The sequence below is a fragment of the Lachnospiraceae bacterium genome (genome assembly GCA_025758065.1).
Lineage (GTDB): Bacteria > Bacillota > Clostridia > Lachnospirales > Lachnospiraceae > Enterocloster.
The window spans coordinates 406,075-423,138 of record CP107199.1; the positions used below are offsets into that span (position 1 = coordinate 406,075).

General features: G+C 42.8%; 15 protein-coding genes. 2 read left to right on the forward strand and 13 right to left on the reverse strand.

Going from position 1 to position 17,064, the window contains the following annotated elements; all coding sequences use genetic code 11:
• Positions 1-290: 290 nt before the first annotated feature.
• The 8 genes from ttdB to OGM16_01920 form a co-directional block, all read right to left on the reverse strand.
• Positions 291-917, reverse strand: a complete 627-nt coding sequence (gene ttdB, locus OGM16_01885) for a L(+)-tartrate dehydratase subunit beta (protein UYJ47054.1) — start codon at positions 915-917, stop codon at positions 291-293.
• Positions 917-1,816 (reverse strand): L(+)-tartrate dehydratase subunit alpha, encoded by a 900-nt coding sequence (ttdA, locus tag OGM16_01890; GenBank protein UYJ47055.1) that lies wholly within the window; start codon positions 1,814-1,816, stop codon positions 917-919. Before ttdA ends, ttdB begins: the two co-directional genes overlap by 1 nt.
• Before the next feature lie 168 nt (positions 1,817-1,984).
• Positions 1,985-3,250: an SLC13 family permease gene (locus OGM16_01895; GenBank protein ID UYJ47056.1), complete on the reverse strand. Its 1,266-nt coding sequence runs from the start codon at positions 3,248-3,250 to the stop codon at positions 1,985-1,987.
• 471 nt (positions 3,251-3,721) lie between these two features.
• Complete coding sequence (locus tag OGM16_01900) at positions 3,722-4,363, reverse strand: GntR family transcriptional regulator (GenBank protein ID UYJ47057.1); 642 nt, start codon at positions 4,361-4,363, stop codon at positions 3,722-3,724.
• Between the two features lie 42 nt (positions 4,364-4,405).
• Positions 4,406-5,008, reverse strand: coding sequence for a GntR family transcriptional regulator (locus OGM16_01905; protein ID UYJ47058.1), 603 nt, complete (start codon positions 5,006-5,008; stop codon positions 4,406-4,408).
• Between the two features lie 62 nt (positions 5,009-5,070).
• Positions 5,071-5,700 carry a DUF1847 domain-containing protein gene (locus OGM16_01910; GenBank protein ID UYJ47059.1) on the reverse strand — a complete coding sequence of 210 codons (630 nt, stop codon included), beginning with the start codon at positions 5,698-5,700 and terminating at the stop codon, positions 5,071-5,073.
• A 148-nt stretch (positions 5,701-5,848) separates the two neighbouring features.
• Positions 5,849-7,060: an aspartate kinase gene (locus OGM16_01915; GenBank protein UYJ47060.1), complete on the reverse strand. Its 1,212-nt coding sequence runs from the start codon at positions 7,058-7,060 to the stop codon at positions 5,849-5,851.
• A gap of 187 nt (positions 7,061-7,247) precedes the next feature.
• Positions 7,248-8,933, reverse strand: a complete 1,686-nt coding sequence (locus OGM16_01920) for a DUF5722 domain-containing protein (protein UYJ47061.1) — start codon at positions 8,931-8,933, stop codon at positions 7,248-7,250.
• A 597-nt stretch (positions 8,934-9,530) separates the two neighbouring features.
• Between OGM16_01920 and thiW the strand changes: the two genes are divergently transcribed.
• Together thiW and OGM16_01930 are read left to right on the forward strand one after the other, a co-directional pair.
• Positions 9,531-10,247, forward strand: coding sequence for an energy coupling factor transporter S component ThiW (thiW, locus tag OGM16_01925; GenBank protein UYJ47062.1), 717 nt, complete (start codon positions 9,531-9,533; stop codon positions 10,245-10,247).
• 120 nt (positions 10,248-10,367) lie between these two features.
• Positions 10,368-11,270 (forward strand): hydroxyethylthiazole kinase, encoded by a 903-nt coding sequence (locus OGM16_01930; protein UYJ47063.1) that lies wholly within the window; start codon positions 10,368-10,370, stop codon positions 11,268-11,270.
• 45 nt (positions 11,271-11,315) lie between these two features.
• On the opposite strand, the gene OGM16_01935 is transcribed toward OGM16_01930, so the two are convergent.
• The 5 genes from OGM16_01935 to rpsL all read right to left on the reverse strand — a co-directional run bounded on the left by OGM16_01935 (position 11,316) and on the right by rpsL (position 16,855).
• On the reverse strand, positions 11,316-11,936 hold the full coding sequence (locus OGM16_01935) for a thiamine phosphate synthase (protein UYJ47064.1): 621 nt from the start codon (positions 11,934-11,936) through the stop codon (positions 11,316-11,318).
• 207 nt (positions 11,937-12,143) lie between these two features.
• Positions 12,144-13,337 (reverse strand): elongation factor Tu, encoded by a 1,194-nt coding sequence (tuf, locus tag OGM16_01940; GenBank protein ID UYJ47065.1) that lies wholly within the window; start codon positions 13,335-13,337, stop codon positions 12,144-12,146.
• Positions 13,338-13,584: 247 nt separating this feature from the next.
• Positions 13,585-15,702: an elongation factor G gene (gene fusA / locus OGM16_01945; protein UYJ47066.1), complete on the reverse strand. Its 2,118-nt coding sequence runs from the start codon at positions 15,700-15,702 to the stop codon at positions 13,585-13,587.
• 42 nt (positions 15,703-15,744) lie between these two features.
• A complete protein-coding gene (gene rpsG, locus OGM16_01950) occupies positions 15,745-16,215 on the reverse strand; it encodes a 30S ribosomal protein S7 (protein UYJ47067.1) in 471 nt (156 codons plus the stop codon).
• Between the two features lie 220 nt (positions 16,216-16,435).
• The gene (gene rpsL, locus OGM16_01955; GenBank protein UYJ47068.1) at positions 16,436-16,855 is read right to left on the reverse strand and encodes a 30S ribosomal protein S12; all 420 of its coding nucleotides are present in this window, start codon (positions 16,853-16,855) and stop codon (positions 16,436-16,438) included.
• Positions 16,856-17,064 lie beyond the last annotated feature (209 nt).

Here is a 17,064-nt window from a genome sequence, read left to right on the forward strand (position 1 = left end):
GAATCTTACTACGCCGCTGAAGAAATGACAGGCCTTTTATGTCTGCTGCTTTATTCTCTTATACTCATACCCCAAAAAATCTCAAACCTGCGTTTCGTGCCAAATCGCCATTTTCCCAGGCAGTCTGCTATTTAGTTTCAGTTCAGCCATGCGCTGGTTTGAATGAGAAAGTATATTGCACGCTTACTTACATAAGCACTTTTTCATCCAAATCAGCATATGGTGAACCCACCATGCTTCTTGTTTTCATGAATATGGAAACAAGAAGATGTCATGGCTGAACTGTAACGCTATTTAATAAAACTTACATGCTTGCAGATTTCTTCATAAACTTTTTCCTTACGCTCATTGAATACAACCTTATTTTCCTCAAACAGGTTTCTTCCTTCTGTATCAATTGATACGATAAGCGGTCCGAATTCCTTAACACGGCAGTTCCACAGTGTTTCAGGCATTCCCAGGTCACGCCACTCTGCTCGGACGATCTCTTCTACCTCTGTTGCTGCCACTACTGCATTTCCAGCCGGGAATACACAATGGATAGCCTTAAAGTTCTTACACGCATATTCAGTGTTTGGTCCCATACCGCCTTTTCCTACGATCACTTTTACACCGGTCTGTTCTACAAATTCCTTCTCGAACTTCTCCATACGCATACTAGTGGTCGGTCCTACGGAAACCATTTCAAACTTGTCATTTTCTAAAGGACGGATGATCGGGCCTGCATGGAAAATAGCATTGTTTCTCACATCTACAGGCAGTGGTCTGTGTTCTTCTACCAGACGGCGGTGAGCTACGTCACGGCAAGTTGTTAAGTTACCATTTAAGTAAATAATGTCACCGATATGGATATCTTTTAAATCTTCGTCACTGATTGGTGTTGTTAAAATTTTCTTTCCATCTTTGATCTCTAACATTATAAAGTCACCCCCGAATGAGTTGTAATTGTATAGTTAAGGTCCTTATCGAAAATAATGTGGCCGCGGCGGTGAGACCAGCATCCTACGTTTACTGCTACACCAATGGCAGATGGATGTCTTGCAGTATTTTCAATATGTACGCCCATAACAGAGTACTTTCCGCCCATTCCCTGCGGTCCAAGGCCGATCTCATTGATGCCGTCTTCTAACAGTTTTTCCATGCTTGCTGCTCTTTCATTTTCATTGTGGCTGCCTAAAGGACGCATAAGAGCTTTCTTGGAAAGGAGAGCTGCTGTTTCTACGGAAGTTGCAACACCAACACCAACTAACAGTGGAGGACATGCATTTAAACCATAGGAAGTCATAACATCCAGTACGAAACGGGTAACACCTTCATAACCTGCGCCTGGCATTAATACCATTGCTTTTCCAGGAAGTGTACAGCCACCACCTGCCATATATGCGTAAATCTCACATTTATCACTGTTTGGAACGATATCCCAGAATACAGTAGGAGTTCCCTTACCAACGTTCTTGCCTGTGTTGTACTCATCAAAGGTCTCTACACTATTGTGACGAAGAGGTGCATCCACTGTTGCTCTTACAACAGCCTCTTTTAACAGTACTTCCAGGTCATCGATCAGTGGGAATTTGGTTCCGCACTTTACCCAGAACTGAAGGACACCTGTATCCTGACAGGAAGGACGGTTTAATTTTACTGCCAAATCCTGATTGCGCTTCATAGTCTGATAAATTACTTTTGATAATGGGCTGTCTTCCTTTTCTGCCAGTTCATCTAACTTGACAATGATGTCGTCTGGCAGTTTCTTACCGATATGGGCAACAAAGTGCGCCATATAATTGGTAAGCTGCTCTACCTGTTCTGTTCTGCTCATGTTTAAGCCTCCTTAAATAAATAACATGTAATGATATGATGTGAGTGTCAAAAGTAAATTTTGCCACTCACTGATGTAACCTGATTGCTCCATTGCTATGCAATTCCCGCAATCCTCAAACATCATGATATTCATTGTTCCACTTCTTATAAACTGTTCCCATGTATGCTACGGGAAAAATGGAAATGCAATTGGTAAAATGATCATGCTGACTATGGTCGCGATCACAATTAACGGCAGTCCTGACTTTGTATAATCTAAGAAAGTGTAACCGCCTGCTCCAAGTACCATGGTATTTGCCGGCATTCCAATAGGTGTTGCATACGCGCAGGAACCGCCGATAACGCAAGCCATAAGTACGGCTCTTGGATCTGCTCCCATTCCCTGTGCAATGGAAACACAGATGGGAACTAAAAGTGCTGTAGTTGCTGTATTGGACATGAAGTTTGTCATGATACAGCAGAGCATAAATACTGCAAAAGTTAAAACATAAGGTGAAGGATTTTCGCCTAGCAGATTCATTACTGTTTCTGCCACCATTTCACCTGCGCCTGTTTTTTCAAGGGCTGCTGCCAGTGAAAGGGTTCCACCAAATAAGAAAATGGTCTTCAAATCAATGGAATTTAATGCCTGTTTTTCAGAGATAACACCGGTAATGATCAATGCCAAAGCTCCTATGCATCCTGAAATATACAATTTAATGCCGATTTTTTTTTCAAAGATCATAGCCAGTAAAGTAAGCACCAGGATCACCAGTGACAGTTTCTGCTTCCAGACCGGTACATTACTGTAATCAGCTGTGGTATCAAACGCCCCATCATCTTTTGGCTGTCTGTCCGGTAAAAGCTTCATACCAAGTGTGGTGTAAAAAAGTGTTCCACAGATGAGGATCGGAAACCCTACAATGGCATATTCAAAAAATCCAAAGCTAAGTCCGATCTCTGATAAAGCACTCTGGGCGATCATGTTGCCCGGTGCACCGATCAGCGAAAGATTACCGCCCATAGCTGCCGCAAATACTAAAGGCATCAATAGTTTAGAACGGGAATAACCGGATTTTGCTGCAATACCGATCACAACAGGAATCAGTACGGCCGCTGTACCGGTGTTTGAAAGAACGCCGCTCATCATTCCTACAATGATCATAACGGCTGCGATCAGCATTCTTTCGGATTTAGCAAATTTTGTAACAATGCCGCCGATCTTATTGGCCATACCTGTTTCAAAAAATGCACCTCCTACAATAAACATTGCCACAAAGAGAATTACATTGCTGTCAATAAAATCTGCAAATGCCGTCTTCGCATCCAGAACCCCAGTAACAATCAGACCTACACAAACGATCATGGATGTTACCCCCAGCGGGATCTTCTCCATTACAAACATTACAATTGCAAACAAGAGAAACAGGATGGTTATAGTTGATGGACTCATAAACTCCCCCTTCGGTTTTATAAAACTGTATAAACCTTATTCATTTTTTAAGGTACTTTGTAACTGGTGTCCCGCCTGCCAGTCAGAACACTTATGTTTCGCAGCTGCTGTCCTGGATCATTATTATTTTATATCTTGTATTTGATATTTTATATTTAATAATGTATCCATTTCGTGTTTTTATAATAGAACAGAACGCTGTAATTGTCAATAGTAATTTACCAATTCAGCGTTCTGCATATTCTTTTTGATATTTTATTGTGCATATATAACAAATCCCCGCTGGTTGCGGGGAAGTCATATCTTTTTACTAGTATAATCCACGATAATTACCGATCCCTTACACGCAGGATAAATTTTCATGTGCAAGGAAGCTGAATGAGGCGATGCCGGTAGCATCGTCGATTGAAGCTAACGCGGCAGATGGAAATTTAGACAAGTGAAAGGGGCGGATAATTATTGTGGATTATACTAGTATCTTGTCAGTACATCATTCATGCTTCGGATAATATGAAATACCATTTTCTCACCTGCCTGCTTCGGATCCCCGCTTTCAAGAGCTGCCAATATCTGTCTGTGCTCTTCCTGGGAATTTCTGGCATACTCTTCTTCTGTGGACTTTAAGCCCATGGAAAGACCGTTCCACATCTCTGACAGCATTGTTTTTAGCTTTTCATTTCCTGCTGCTGTCCAGATCTCATAGTGGAAAGACTGGTTATAATTAGAATAACTGCTGGAATCCTTTTTCTCCAGGGCCTCATCTGCCATTTCCAGACATTTTCTTATATCAGAAAGATCCGCTTTTCTCTGACAGCAGAGTACACAGGCTGCACTTTCTAAAGCTGCTCTGATTTCATAATGCTCTCTTATGGTTGTTTCATTTAAGCCAAGAACGGTTGCGCCCTTATTCTGTTTTAAGTCAATGAGGCCATCTCTTGCCAGGATTTGAAATGCCTCCCGCACTGGTGTAACTGATACACCAAGCTGCTGGGCCGTAGACTCCAGTGTAATGACCTCTCCTTCGTTTATCTGCTTTGAAATAATGGCTTTGCGCAGCGCAGAAGCCACTCTTTCCCTTGCAGGCAGCAATTTGATTGGTTTTAATGTAACCATATATATCTATCCCTTCTTTTACCTTATATATCTTTTACCTGTTTACTGTCCCTTATGGAGCGCAGCCAGTTTTTCTGCCATTTTCCTAAAATATGCCTCTAATAGTCCGGCTCCTTCTTCTTTCTTTCCAGACTTCCAGCTTTCGATACACTTACTTAATAATATCTCTTCCTCTGCCTTCTCCTGCACATTTCCCCATACACATTCCGGGTTACGTCTGGATATGACAAAATAAAGGTATATCTCGGTTACAGTCTCCAGATTTTTTCTGAAAAGACTGTAAGGATAATTTTGCCAGATCTCCCTGTGGAAGTTTAACTCCCCCTCAGGAAGCTCTTCTAATTCTTCTTCCCTTAAATTCTGTAAAAACTGGATTTCCAGACTACAAGCGTTTTTTAAAATATGACGGAAATAATCTTCTGTAAGAGAAGCCACCCGTACATGATTGTTCGGCAGACGGTCGATCAGTCCCTGGTATTCTAATAAGATCAGCGCTTCCCGCACTGGCATACGGGATACTCCCAGACCTTCTGCCAGCTCATTCTGGGTCATCTCACTGCCATCAGGTATATTTCCTGCCAATATTTCATCCCGCAAAAGCTCAACAATACTGCCCTGCTTCTTCTTATTTCCAATATACTCCATTTATTTTGTCCTCACTTTTCAAGTCTCCAAAATCCAGATTCCCCGGAAATACTCCTGATGCTTTACTGTAATCTCTTTTTATAATATCCTTCTGCACAGTAAATAGCACCGCACGGATTGTGTGCCAGTACCCGGTCCTTTGCCACCAGCGTTGTTACCATCTGCTTCGAATATTTATAAAACATAGAATCATGTCCCACACAAAGCCCCAATGCAATATTAAACTCTGTTTCCTGGGAATTTAAAAATTCTGCCTGGGCAATGGGATTACACATTGGCTCAAATGCATCAGCATTGACCTTCTTTTCTTTTGGTATCCCTACGGATTCTTTTGGGAAACCACCAGTCTTACAGATCACTGAAACTACATCAAATCCCTGAGCCATTAATAGATCCGCTACAATACGTGCCTCTTTTCGCAGTCCCCTGCAAAATGCCAGTCCTATCTTTTTATAACCCATTTTTTTACAAAATTCCACTGTTTCCTTTAATCTTGGCCACTGACAATAACCTTCTCCCTCAATCTCAGAACATTTTACATAGAACTCATGATTTTCTTCCAATGCATATTTTTCAAAGGCATTGTTCATTTTCTCCTGTTCCCGCATAGGACAGTTTTTCGGCATTTTCTCTCTTACCGCTGGATCTTGTGATCCGCAGGCTAATATATTACATTTTGCGCAAGTATACATCTTTTCTTCCCTCCGAGTTTTATTATCCTCCTGATACAGGATTTCTGATCTTTTAATTTTGACATCATATTTTATATTGTATCCATTTTTGCATAAAAGTAAAGAGCCGGCATAACAGTTTTACCTGTTTTGTCTGCTCTCTTTTAACTTAGAATGCAAAAAACTTATCATGAACTGCCTGAACTGCCCTGTCTGCATCCTTCTTATCTACCAGAACAGAAATCTTGATCTCGCTGGTAGAGATCATATTAATATTGATATGTGCATCATACAATGCCTCAAACAATTTAGCTGCAACACCTGGATTGTTGATCATACCGGAACCAACTACGGAAACCTTGGCAATATCTGCATTTGTCTCCAGTCTTGTAAAACGCAGTTCATCCTTATGGGACGCTAACAGCTCTGCCGCTTTCTTAAGATCCCCTTCTGCTACTGTAAAGCAGATATCCTTTCCTTCCTCATGACCTACACCCTGAAGAATGATATCTACATTAATATGATTCTGTGCCAGTAAGGAGAATACCTTAAAAGAAGTTCCTACTTCATTTGGCACTCCTACCAGTGCGATCCTTGCAATATCTTTATCCTTTGCTACGCTGCTGACTGCTGTCTTTTCCATGCGTTTTGCCACCCCTTTCACTTTTGTACCCGAATGACCGGTAAAACTGGATAATACTTCCAATTTTACATTATATTTTTTCGCAAGCTCTACAGAACGGTTGTGAAGCACCTGCGCTCCTAAAGTTGCCAGTTCCAGCATCTCATTGTAAGTAACCTCATCCAGCTTTTTTGCACCCTTTACATATCGTGGGTCTGCTGTGTATACACCATCTACATCTGTATAGATCTGGCAAAGATCCGCTTCCAAAGCTGCTGCCAGTGCAACTGCAGAGGTATCAGAACCTCCTCTTCCCAATGTAGTGATATTCTGGTTTCTGTCTACTCCCTGAAAACCGGTAACGATCACAATACGCTTACGGTCCAGCTCTGCCTCCAGACGCTCTGTATCGATCTTTTTGATCCTTGCATTTTTAGCTGCTGTATCTGTAAGCACACCTGCCTGCCAGCCGGTAAGGGAAACCACCGGATACCCCAGAGCTTCAATAGCCATAGCACACAGTGCAACGGAAATCTGCTCTCCTGTAGATAACAGCATATCCATCTCCCGGTTGGAGCCTTCCGGATTAATTTCTTTTGCTTTCTCAATCAGATCATCTGTAGTATCACCCTGAGCAGAAAGCACAACCACTACCTGATTTCCTGCTTTGTAGGTATCAGTGATGATCCTTGCTACATTGCGAAGACGCTCTGTGTCAGCTACAGAGGTACCGCCGAATTTCTGTACGATCAACCCCATTTTTCTTTTCCTTCCTGTATCTTTTTCTGCATAAAACAGCTGCATTTTTCTAAAGAGTCAGTTTTCATTTTAATCTTTTTTTGTCCGCTTGTCCAGTACAAATGACAATATTTGTCTTTACGCAAAAACACTGCAGAAGCAAAATACTCCTGCAGTGTTTTCATTTTTCCTGATCACTTTTCTGTGGTTATTTTTCAATATTTTTCCATTTAAAATCAGGTATTACATCAGACCATTTATTGATACCGATAAGAGATTTTGCAAACTCACTTGCCTCTAAAGTAGAGTTCTTTTTGTCAATATCCCTAAATACCTGCCAGATTTTTCGTCTCTTTGTAGCTTCGATCAGATCTGGCTTACTCATATCGCACTCCCATAAGCCTAATTTCAGTCCATCCTTTACTTCTGAAGGCGCATCTACCTGGCGGCTTAAGGTATACGCATCAATGTATGGATTGCTGTCTACCAGATAATATGAATATGCAAAGGCTGCTGCCTGAAGCTCTGGAACAGCCCCTCTGGTAGGACTGTAGGCAGTAAAGCCCTGTTCAGTAAGGATAATGTGACGTACCTGACCAGATGGTGTCTTTAATGTTTCCTGGCAAAAATAATCAGTCAGCACATTTAAGTTGGCAAAATTAATAACTGGTGAATTAAAGTCCTTTTTAACCAGTCCTGTAGTTTCAGCATCATCCCAGAATACAGGATCTGTCAGCGGACATGGATATGGATGATAAGCCAGTCCCCATTCCATCTGTCCCTGAACGTTGGCAATAGAGTTAAAGCTGTCAATGATCTCTTTTCCTCCGTATTTTAACTGACCGTCCATGTCATTCATCCAGTTATAACTAAGAGAAAGATAGACTCTGTCATTTGCATTGGTACTCTTAATGGCTGTATAGCATACGCGGAATGCCTTTTCGTAGGTCTTTACATAATTAGTCAGATCCATAGGCCCCATATAGTTCCACTGCTGATTTTCGATCTCATTTCCAATGATCCAGTTAGAAATTTTTCCATAATCAGCATTTTTTCCGCTGTAATGATCTGCCAGAAACGCAGAAATTGCTTTCAGCTGCTCAAAACCAGCTTCGGTAGTCGCATTAAACATATAATAATAGGCATCTGAAGTTTTCTGCACACCTGGAATAAACAGATTGGAAGTAGTATCGCTCCAGTCATTTAAAAGGATCGCATTTACAACCATTCCTTTTCCAGAATAGGCGCTGATGACTTTATCATAATCTTCTACAATGCTTTTGTTAAAATGATAAGTTTTGCCCTCATACTGGAAATCAATACCTGATCCCATCAGCCTGGATACCGCAATATTGGTGGTAACATATTTCACACCCAGATCAAAGGCATCATTTAGCATATTCAGCTCAATATTTAAACCTTTCTTTGTAAGAGGTTCCTTAAAAGCTTCTTTATTCTTTGCTGCGATCTCAGGATTGGTAATATAATGAGGTTCGCCGACTGCCTTGTAAGTGCCGTCTTCTTTTACTGCCAGCACAAATTTGCTGTAAAGACGGTCTGATCCATTGCCCTTACTAAAAGGAACCGTAACTGTAGCCGCACCAGATGCATTTACTGAAGCAAGATAGTCACTGCGGCTTCCCAGATCATCCTGATATATGGGCTGCTCAAACACATACACCTTACCGTCCGTTCCTTCTGTACTGCCGCTGCTGTTTAAGGCAATCTCAATATTCTGTTTATCACTGGTTATCTTACAGGATGTGATTTGTCCGGAAACTTCTGCAGCCAGAACATTAAATGCACTGGCTCCCAGGGCGAAAATGCCTGCTCCAAGAAACAGAACCGCTGCACACAAAAAGCCTGCAGCTCCTGATATTTTATGATTTTTCATTCTTTCTGCCTCCCATGTTCTGTCAGTTTTTTTACAACCTACATCATACATAATCTATCTTATATTTTCAATTACGTTTTTATTACATTATCTTAATTATCTGGTTAAATTTCAGCCATGCGCTAGTTTGAATGAGAAAGTATGTTACATGCTTGCTTGCATAAGTACTTTTTCATTCAAACCAGCATATGGTGAACCCACCATGCTTCTTGCTTTCATGAATATGGAAACAAGAAGATGGAATGACCTGTAACTTATCCCGCACTGTATACAGCTTTTCCTATTGACATTTTTTTCTCTCCGTTTATAATACTGTTAGACCTTTTGTATCTGCCTGCGGGCTGAGACGGTATGAGGGGGAGCGCCCTTATACTGCGTACAAAAGAGATGCGATGGGACTCCGTGTTTCGGATTGAGAGGATGCTAGTGAGCATCGACCGCCAATTACAGCTGTAAAAAGGCGCCATCGCTATGTCTATTTTTTAACAGAGATTTGCCAAGCGCGCCCTATGGATGCGTTTTTTTATTGCCTGTTTCTATGAAACCATATGAAACATCTTCATCCAGTATACAGCCAGAATGAGGAGAGAAAACGATATGAAAAATTCAAAAACACACGTAACGAAACTTGTCTTCCTTGCCATGATGGTAGCTTTGGGAGTAGTGATCTCCCCTATTCTTCGTGTAGAGGGAATGTGTCCTATGGCACACTTCATCAATGTGACCTGTGCTGTTATGCTTGGTCCCTGGTACGCTTTTGTATGCGCTCTGGCTATTGGCATTATCCGCATGGCCTGCATGGGCATCCCGCCTCTGGCACTGACTGGTGCAATATTTGGTGCTTTCCTTTCCGGTATGCTCTACCGCCTTTCCAAAGGCAAACTGGTATGTGCTTTCATCGGCGAAGTCATTGGAACCGGCATCATCGGAGCTATTATTTCCTATCCTGTAATGACACTGATCTGGGGACGTACCGGACTTACCTGGTTCTTCTATGTACCATCCTTTATTGCAGGTACACTGATCGGAGGAAGCCTTGCTTTCATTTTCTTAAAACATTTACAGAAAGCACACATGTTATCCACATTCCAGGCAGCTTTAGGCTCTCAGGTCTACAATAATACAGATACCGTTGTGAATGACTCTCTTGGCATCGCATTTTTAGGCTTTATCGGTTATCTGGCTGCTACTGTTGCTGTAAAGCAATTCGTTGCTGAACCTGGACCAGTAGCAGGCAGTATCAAATATATTGTTCTCATTGCCTTTATTGCAGTGGCAGTGGTATACTGGAATACAAATAAGAAACATGCCTGATGTACATAAATATGCATAATACGCAATGGCAAAACAAACGCTGTAACAAGCCTGCATGGTTCTGTTGCGGCGTTTTTATTATATAAACATATTGAGATATATTTTTAAGGAGAGCATCTAATGGACAATATAAATAAAACAATAGATGAAACTACGAATATAGAGAATGAGCCTGTTCTTTCCTGCTTAAAACAGATCCGCAGCCAGCTCCGTAATCAGGCGCCGCTGATCCACTGCATCACCCACCCGATTGTGATCAATGACTGTGCTAATTCAGTTCTGGCCATTGGTGGTCGTCCTATTATGGCTGAACATCCAGCAGAAGTGGCTGACATTGCTTCCAGTGCTGCAGCTCTTACAGTCAGTCTTGGAAATATTACAGATGCAAGAGCTGAGTCCATGTTTCTGGCTGGAAAAGCCATTAAAAGAATGAACAATACTGAAAATGGAAAAAGAGCCTCTGTGATCGACCTGGTAGGGATCACATGCAGCTCTTTCCGCATGGAACTTGCAAAACGTTTTATTAAAGAATGTGAACCTGCTGTCATTAAGGGCAATGGCTCTGAAATACGTGCTATAGCGGGAACTGCCTTTCATGGTACCGGTGTGGACGTAAGTGCAGCTGATGCTGTCAGCGCAAAAAATCCTGATTCCGTCAAATCTATGGCCCATATTGCAGGAAAACTGGCCCAGGAGACTGGTGCTGTAGTTATGGTCACAGGTGAAGTAGATATCATAGCATCCCCTGAAAATGAGATTGCCTATGCCATCTATAACGGCTCTCCCAACATGGCAAAAGTAACCGGCACCGGCTGTATGCTTACCTGCATTACAGGTACGTATCTTTCTGTCACAGACGCCCTTACAGCCTGTGTTCTGGCTGCACTCACGTTAGACTGTGCCGGAGAATGTGCCAATGCTGCAAAAGGCCTTGGAACTTATCATATTGAGCTGATTGACCAACTTTCCCTCATAAATGAGGCCAAGATTGCCCAGTTAGCAAATATACAGTTGCTGCAATAACGCTAAAGTAAATCATCATTACCATTTCGTTGTAAAAGCAACATTTTAATGATTACTTCCATGATCCTTTAATTGCATAAACCCGGACATCATACATCCGCCTGCTGCCCCGGTCCCAAGGATCTGGGGCATTTTTTCTTCTGATATTCCACCAATGGCATACACCGGAATATTTACTGCCTTACATACATTTTCAAGAAATTCCAGTCCCCGCCCCGGCAGCCCTTTCTTGCAGTCAGTTTCAAAAATATTTCCTGCAAATATATAATCAGCCCCCAGATGCTCTGCCTCTTTTGCATCCTCTACAGAATGAACAGACGTACCAAGAAGGTTAAGCCCATCAGTCCGTCCCATCGTTTTAAGCATTTCTAAATGCAAATGCAGCTTATCATATCCTAAATGCTTCACTACTTCTGGAAAACGATGCAAAATAAGGGTCGTCCCCTCCTTTTCGCATAATCTGATAACTGCCTTTGCCAGTTCTTCGTATTTTTCTTCTGTCAGATCCTTTTCACGCAGCACCATAGCTTTTGGATGAAGGGAAGCAACGTATGCAAGCTGCTTTATATATGCTTCGCTCCAGTCTGTCCCTGCGTTTATTTCCTCATTCTCATTACTTTCTCTTATCAGATGCCGGTTGGTTACTGCTATCATCTTTTCGTACATATCTTTCCCCTTTGGTTCAAAACACTATTTCAGGCACGCAGGCCCAGCCCCTTAGTAGCATTTTTGTAGTAACAGACATGTCACTATAGCTCCTTGGCAGCACTTTCATAGTAAAAAAAGCCCCCGGAAGTAATTCCGGGAGCCAAATCGTTTGAGCATAATGTCCATTCAGACATGTTGTATTACTTATATATAAATTCTGTAAAATTATTCGATGATAGATACAACTCTACCAGAACCTACAGTACGTCCGCCTTCACGGATAGCGAAACGAAGTCCCTGCTCCATAGCTACTGGATGGATCAGTTCAACAGTCATTTCTACGTTATCGCCAGGCATACACATTTCAGTACCAGCTGGTAACTCGCAAACGCCAGTTACGTCAGTTGTTCTGAAGTAGAACTGTGGACGATAGTTGTTGAAGAAAGGTGTATGACGGCCGCCCTCGTCCTTGGTCAGAACGTAAACCTGAGCGGTAAATTTGTGATGGCAATGTACAGAACCTGGCTTGCACAGACACTGTCCACGCTCGATCTCAGTTCTCTGAACACCACGCAGCAGAGCACCGATGTTATCACCAGCCTCAGCGCTGTCAAGGAGCTTACGGAACATTTCGATACCGGTTACAACAGTCTTACGGGTATCTTCGTGAATACCAACGATCTCAACTTCGTCGTTCAGGTTCAGAGTACCACGCTCTACTCTACCAGTAGCAACAGTACCACGGCCAGTAATGGTGAATACGTCCTCTACAGGCATCAGGAAAGGCTTATCTGTTTCACGAACAGGATCTGGAATCCAGCTGTCAACTGCATCCATCAGTTCCATGATCTTATCGCCCCATGGTCCCATTGGATCTTCCAGAGCCTTCAGAGCGGAACCCTGGATGATAGGAGTATCATCGCCTGGGAACTCATACTCGTTCAGCAGTTCACGGATTTCCATGTCTACTAATTCAAGTAACTCAGGATCGTCTACCATATCGCACTTGTTCATGAATACTACGATGTAAGGTACACCTACCTGACGGGACAGAAGGATGTGCTCTCTAGTCTGAGCCATAACACCATCAGTTGCAGCTACAACCAGGATAGCGCCGTCCATCTGAGCAGCACCAGTGATCATGTTCTTAACGTAGTCAGCATGTCCTGGGCAGTCAACGTGTGCATAGTGTCTCTTCTCGGTCTGATACTCAACGTGTGCAGTAGAGATGGTGATACCACGCTCTCTCTCTTCTGGAGCCTTATCGATGTTCTCGAAATCTACCTTTGCGTTTCCAGCAACTCTTTCTGCCAGAACCTTGGTAATAGCAGCGGTCAGAGTAGTTTTACCATGGTCAACGTGTCCGATGGTACCAATGTTACAATGGGTTTTAGTTCTTTCAAACTTAGCTTTAGCCATTTTATAACGTCCTCCTTAATTTGCGCCCCTGTATATGTGTGGGGCTAATATAGTTAATGTCAGGCTATCAATCATTATATGATATTTCACCTTGATTTACAAGCCTTTTTTGGATTTTATACAGAGCATACCTCTGATGTTTCCACCAGAGGAAACTCTGTTATATATTGCTTTTTTACTCAGGTTCACGCGCTTACGCGCTCTACTGTCTGCTTACGCAGACAAAACCTTCGTTAATGGTCACATTTTATTTTTTATGATCAGCAAGAACTTTCTCCTGAACGTTCTTTGGAACCTGCTCATATTTCTCGAAGAACATAGAGTAGTTACCACGGCCCTGGGTTCTGGAACGCAGGTCTGTGGAGTAACCGAACATCTCAGACAGCGGAACGTATGCCTTAACCATCTTGCCACCGCCGATGTCTTCCATACCTTCGATACGGCCACGACGGGAGTTGATATCACCGATTACATCACCCATGTATTCTTCTGGCATGGTAACTTCAACCTTCATAATAGGCTCAAGAAGAACTGGGTTGCCTTTTGCCATTGCATCCTTAAATGCCATAGATCCGGCAATGTGGAATGCCATTTCAGAAGAGTCGACTTCATGGTAAGAACCATCGTATACATCAGCGCATACACCCAGAACTGGGAATCCGCCAAGGATACCGGTCTTAGAAGCTTCTTCAATACCTTCACCAACTGCCGGGATATATTCCTTAGGAATAGCACCACCAACAACGGAAGAAGTGAACTTGAAGGTTTCTTCTGCGTTTGGATCCATTGGTGTGAAGTGAACTTTACAATGTCCGTACTGTCCACGGCCACCGGACTGCTTAGCATACTTGCTGTCTACATCAACAGCCTTAGTAAAGGTTTCCTTATAAGCAACCTGAGGAGCACCTACGTTAGCCTCTACGTTGAATTCACGCAGCAGACGGTCTACGATGATGTCCAGATGCAGCTCGCCCATACCGGAGATAATGGTCTGACCAGTCTCTTCGTCGGTACGAACACGGAAAGTAGGATCTTCTTCTGCCAGCTTTACAAGAGCATCGCCCATCTTGTCCTGGCTTGCTTTTGTCTTTGGTTCGATAGCGATATCGATAACTGGCTCTGGGAATTCCATGGATTCCAGAACTACTGGATGCTGTTCATCACAGATAGTATCACCAGTTGTGGTATTCTTGAAACCAACAGCTGCAGCAATATCACCAGAGTATACACGATCAAGCTCGTGTCTCTTGTTTGCATGCATCTGAAGGATACGTCCTACACGCTCCTTCTTACCCTTGGTAGCATTCAGTACGTAAGAACCGGATGCCAGTGTACCAGAGTAAACACGGAAATAAGCCAGCTTACCAACGAATGGGTCAGTCATGATCTTGAATGCAAGAGCAGCAAATGGCTCTTCGTCAGAAGAGTGACGCTCGATCTCATTGCCGTCCAGGTCAACACCCTTGATAGAAGGAATGTCTAATGGAGATGGCATATATTCGATAATAGCATCCAGAAGCTTCTGAACACCCTTATTTCTATAAGCAGTACCACAGCATACAGGAACAGCTGCACACTCGCAGGTAGCTTTTCTTAATACCTTCTTCAGTTCATCATTGGTTGGCTCTTCGCCATCCAGATATTTCATCATAAGGTCATCATCCAGCTCGCAGATTTTCTCTACCAGCTCAGTATGATATAATTCCGCATCATCCTTCATATCTTCCGGGATGTCTAAGATAGAGATGTCTTCGCCCTTATCATCATTGTAGATGTAAGCCTGCATCTCAAACAGGTCAATGATTCCCTTGAATTCATCTTCCTTACCGATTGGCAGCTGAATGCAGATTGCATTCTTGCCTAAACGGGTTTTGATCTGTTCTACAGCGCCGTAGAAGTTTGCACCCAGGATGTCCATCTTGTTGATGAATGCCATACGAGGTACATTGTAGGTGTCAGCCTGACGCCATACGTTCTCGGACTGTGGTTCAACGCCGCCCTTTGCACAGAAAACACCAACAGCGCCATCCAGTACTCGCAGGGAACGCTCAACCTCAACAGTGAAGTCAACGTGTCCTGGAGTATCGATGATGTTGATACGATGCTCTAATGCTCCAGCCTTTGGCTTGCAGTGATCCTGCAGAGTCCAGTGGCAGGTAGTAGCAGCGGAAGTGATGGTGATACCTCTTTCCTGCTCCTGAGCCATCCAGTCCATGGTAGCAGTACCTTCATGAGTATCACCGATCTTATAGTTTACACCAGTATAATACAGAATACGCTCAGTTGTGGTGGTCTTACCAGCATCGATATGAGCCATGATTCCGATATTTCTGGTTCTCTCTAATGGATATTCTCTTCCAGCCAAGGGATTTTCCTCCTTAAAATAGTGGAAAAAGGAAAATTGCAATTAGAAACGGTAGTGAGCAAATGCCTTATTTGCTTCTGCCATCTTATGCATATCTTCTTTCTTCTTTACAGATGCGCCAGTGTTGTTAGCTGCATCCATGATCTCGTTTGCCAGTCTCTCTTCCTGAGTCTTCTCGCCTCTCTTACGGGAGTACAGAGTGATCCAGCGAAGTCCAAGAGCCTGTCTTCTTTCTGGCTTAACTTCGATCGGCACCTGATAGGTAGCACCACCGATACGTTTTGCCTTTACTTCCAGAACTGGCATGATGTTGTTCATTGCTTCTTCAAATACTTCGATAGCGTCTTTTCCGGTTGTCTCAGCAACACGGTTGAAAGCGCCGTATACAATTTTCTGTGCAACACCCTTCTTGCCGTCTAACATGATGTTGTTGATCAGCTTGGTTACAACTTTATTGTTGTAGATCGGGTCTGCCAGAACGTCTCTCTTCTGAGTATGTCCTTTACGTGGCACGTTACTTCCCTCCTTAATATGCTGCTTCGGAAACATTTCCTCAGCAGGTTTACATTAACTCGTCGGTACTCACATGTTTCCATAAAATGTGTTCGTGCGCGGTCTATATATTTTCCTGCAACCACAGGTTCAATATCACAATCCGGCACAACAAAGCAGTCCAGTATTAACTGACTGCAGTCACTTTACTGCTGTTAGTGATTCCAGTTTTAAATTTTAATTACTTTTTGTCTTTTGGTCTCTTAGCGCCGTATTTGGAACGAGCCTGCTTTCTGTTAGCAACACCTGCTGTATCCAGTGTACCTCTTACGATATGATATCTGGTACCTGGCAGGTCCTTTACTCTTCCTCCACGGATCAGAACAACGCTGTGCTCCTGAAGGTTATGACCTTCTCCTGGAATGTAGCTTGTTACTTCGATACCATTGGAAAGACGTACTCTGGCAATCTTTCTAAGTGCAGAGTTAGGTTTCTTAGGGGTAGCAGTCTTAACAGCGGTACAAACGCCACGCTTCTGTGGTGCAGATACGTCTGTTGCCTTCTTCTGTAAAGAGTTGTAACCCTTCTGCAGAGCTGGTGCAGTAGACTTCTTTGTGCTGGTCTGTCTTCCCTTTCTTACTAACTGGTTAAATGTTGGCATCCTTTTCACCTCCTGTGATATTGACTGTTGGTTGCTGTGTCTTTCAGCTTGTTGTTATGCAAAGAGCAAAGCACTTTGCACATACTTTTTTATTATAGCATGGTGAAAAAATCTGTCAAGTGGATTTTTTTAAAAATATTTGACAGTGGATTTTTTTCAAAATGTTGGCTCTGCTCTTTTGAAGGTATAAAAAACGGGAGCCGCAGCTT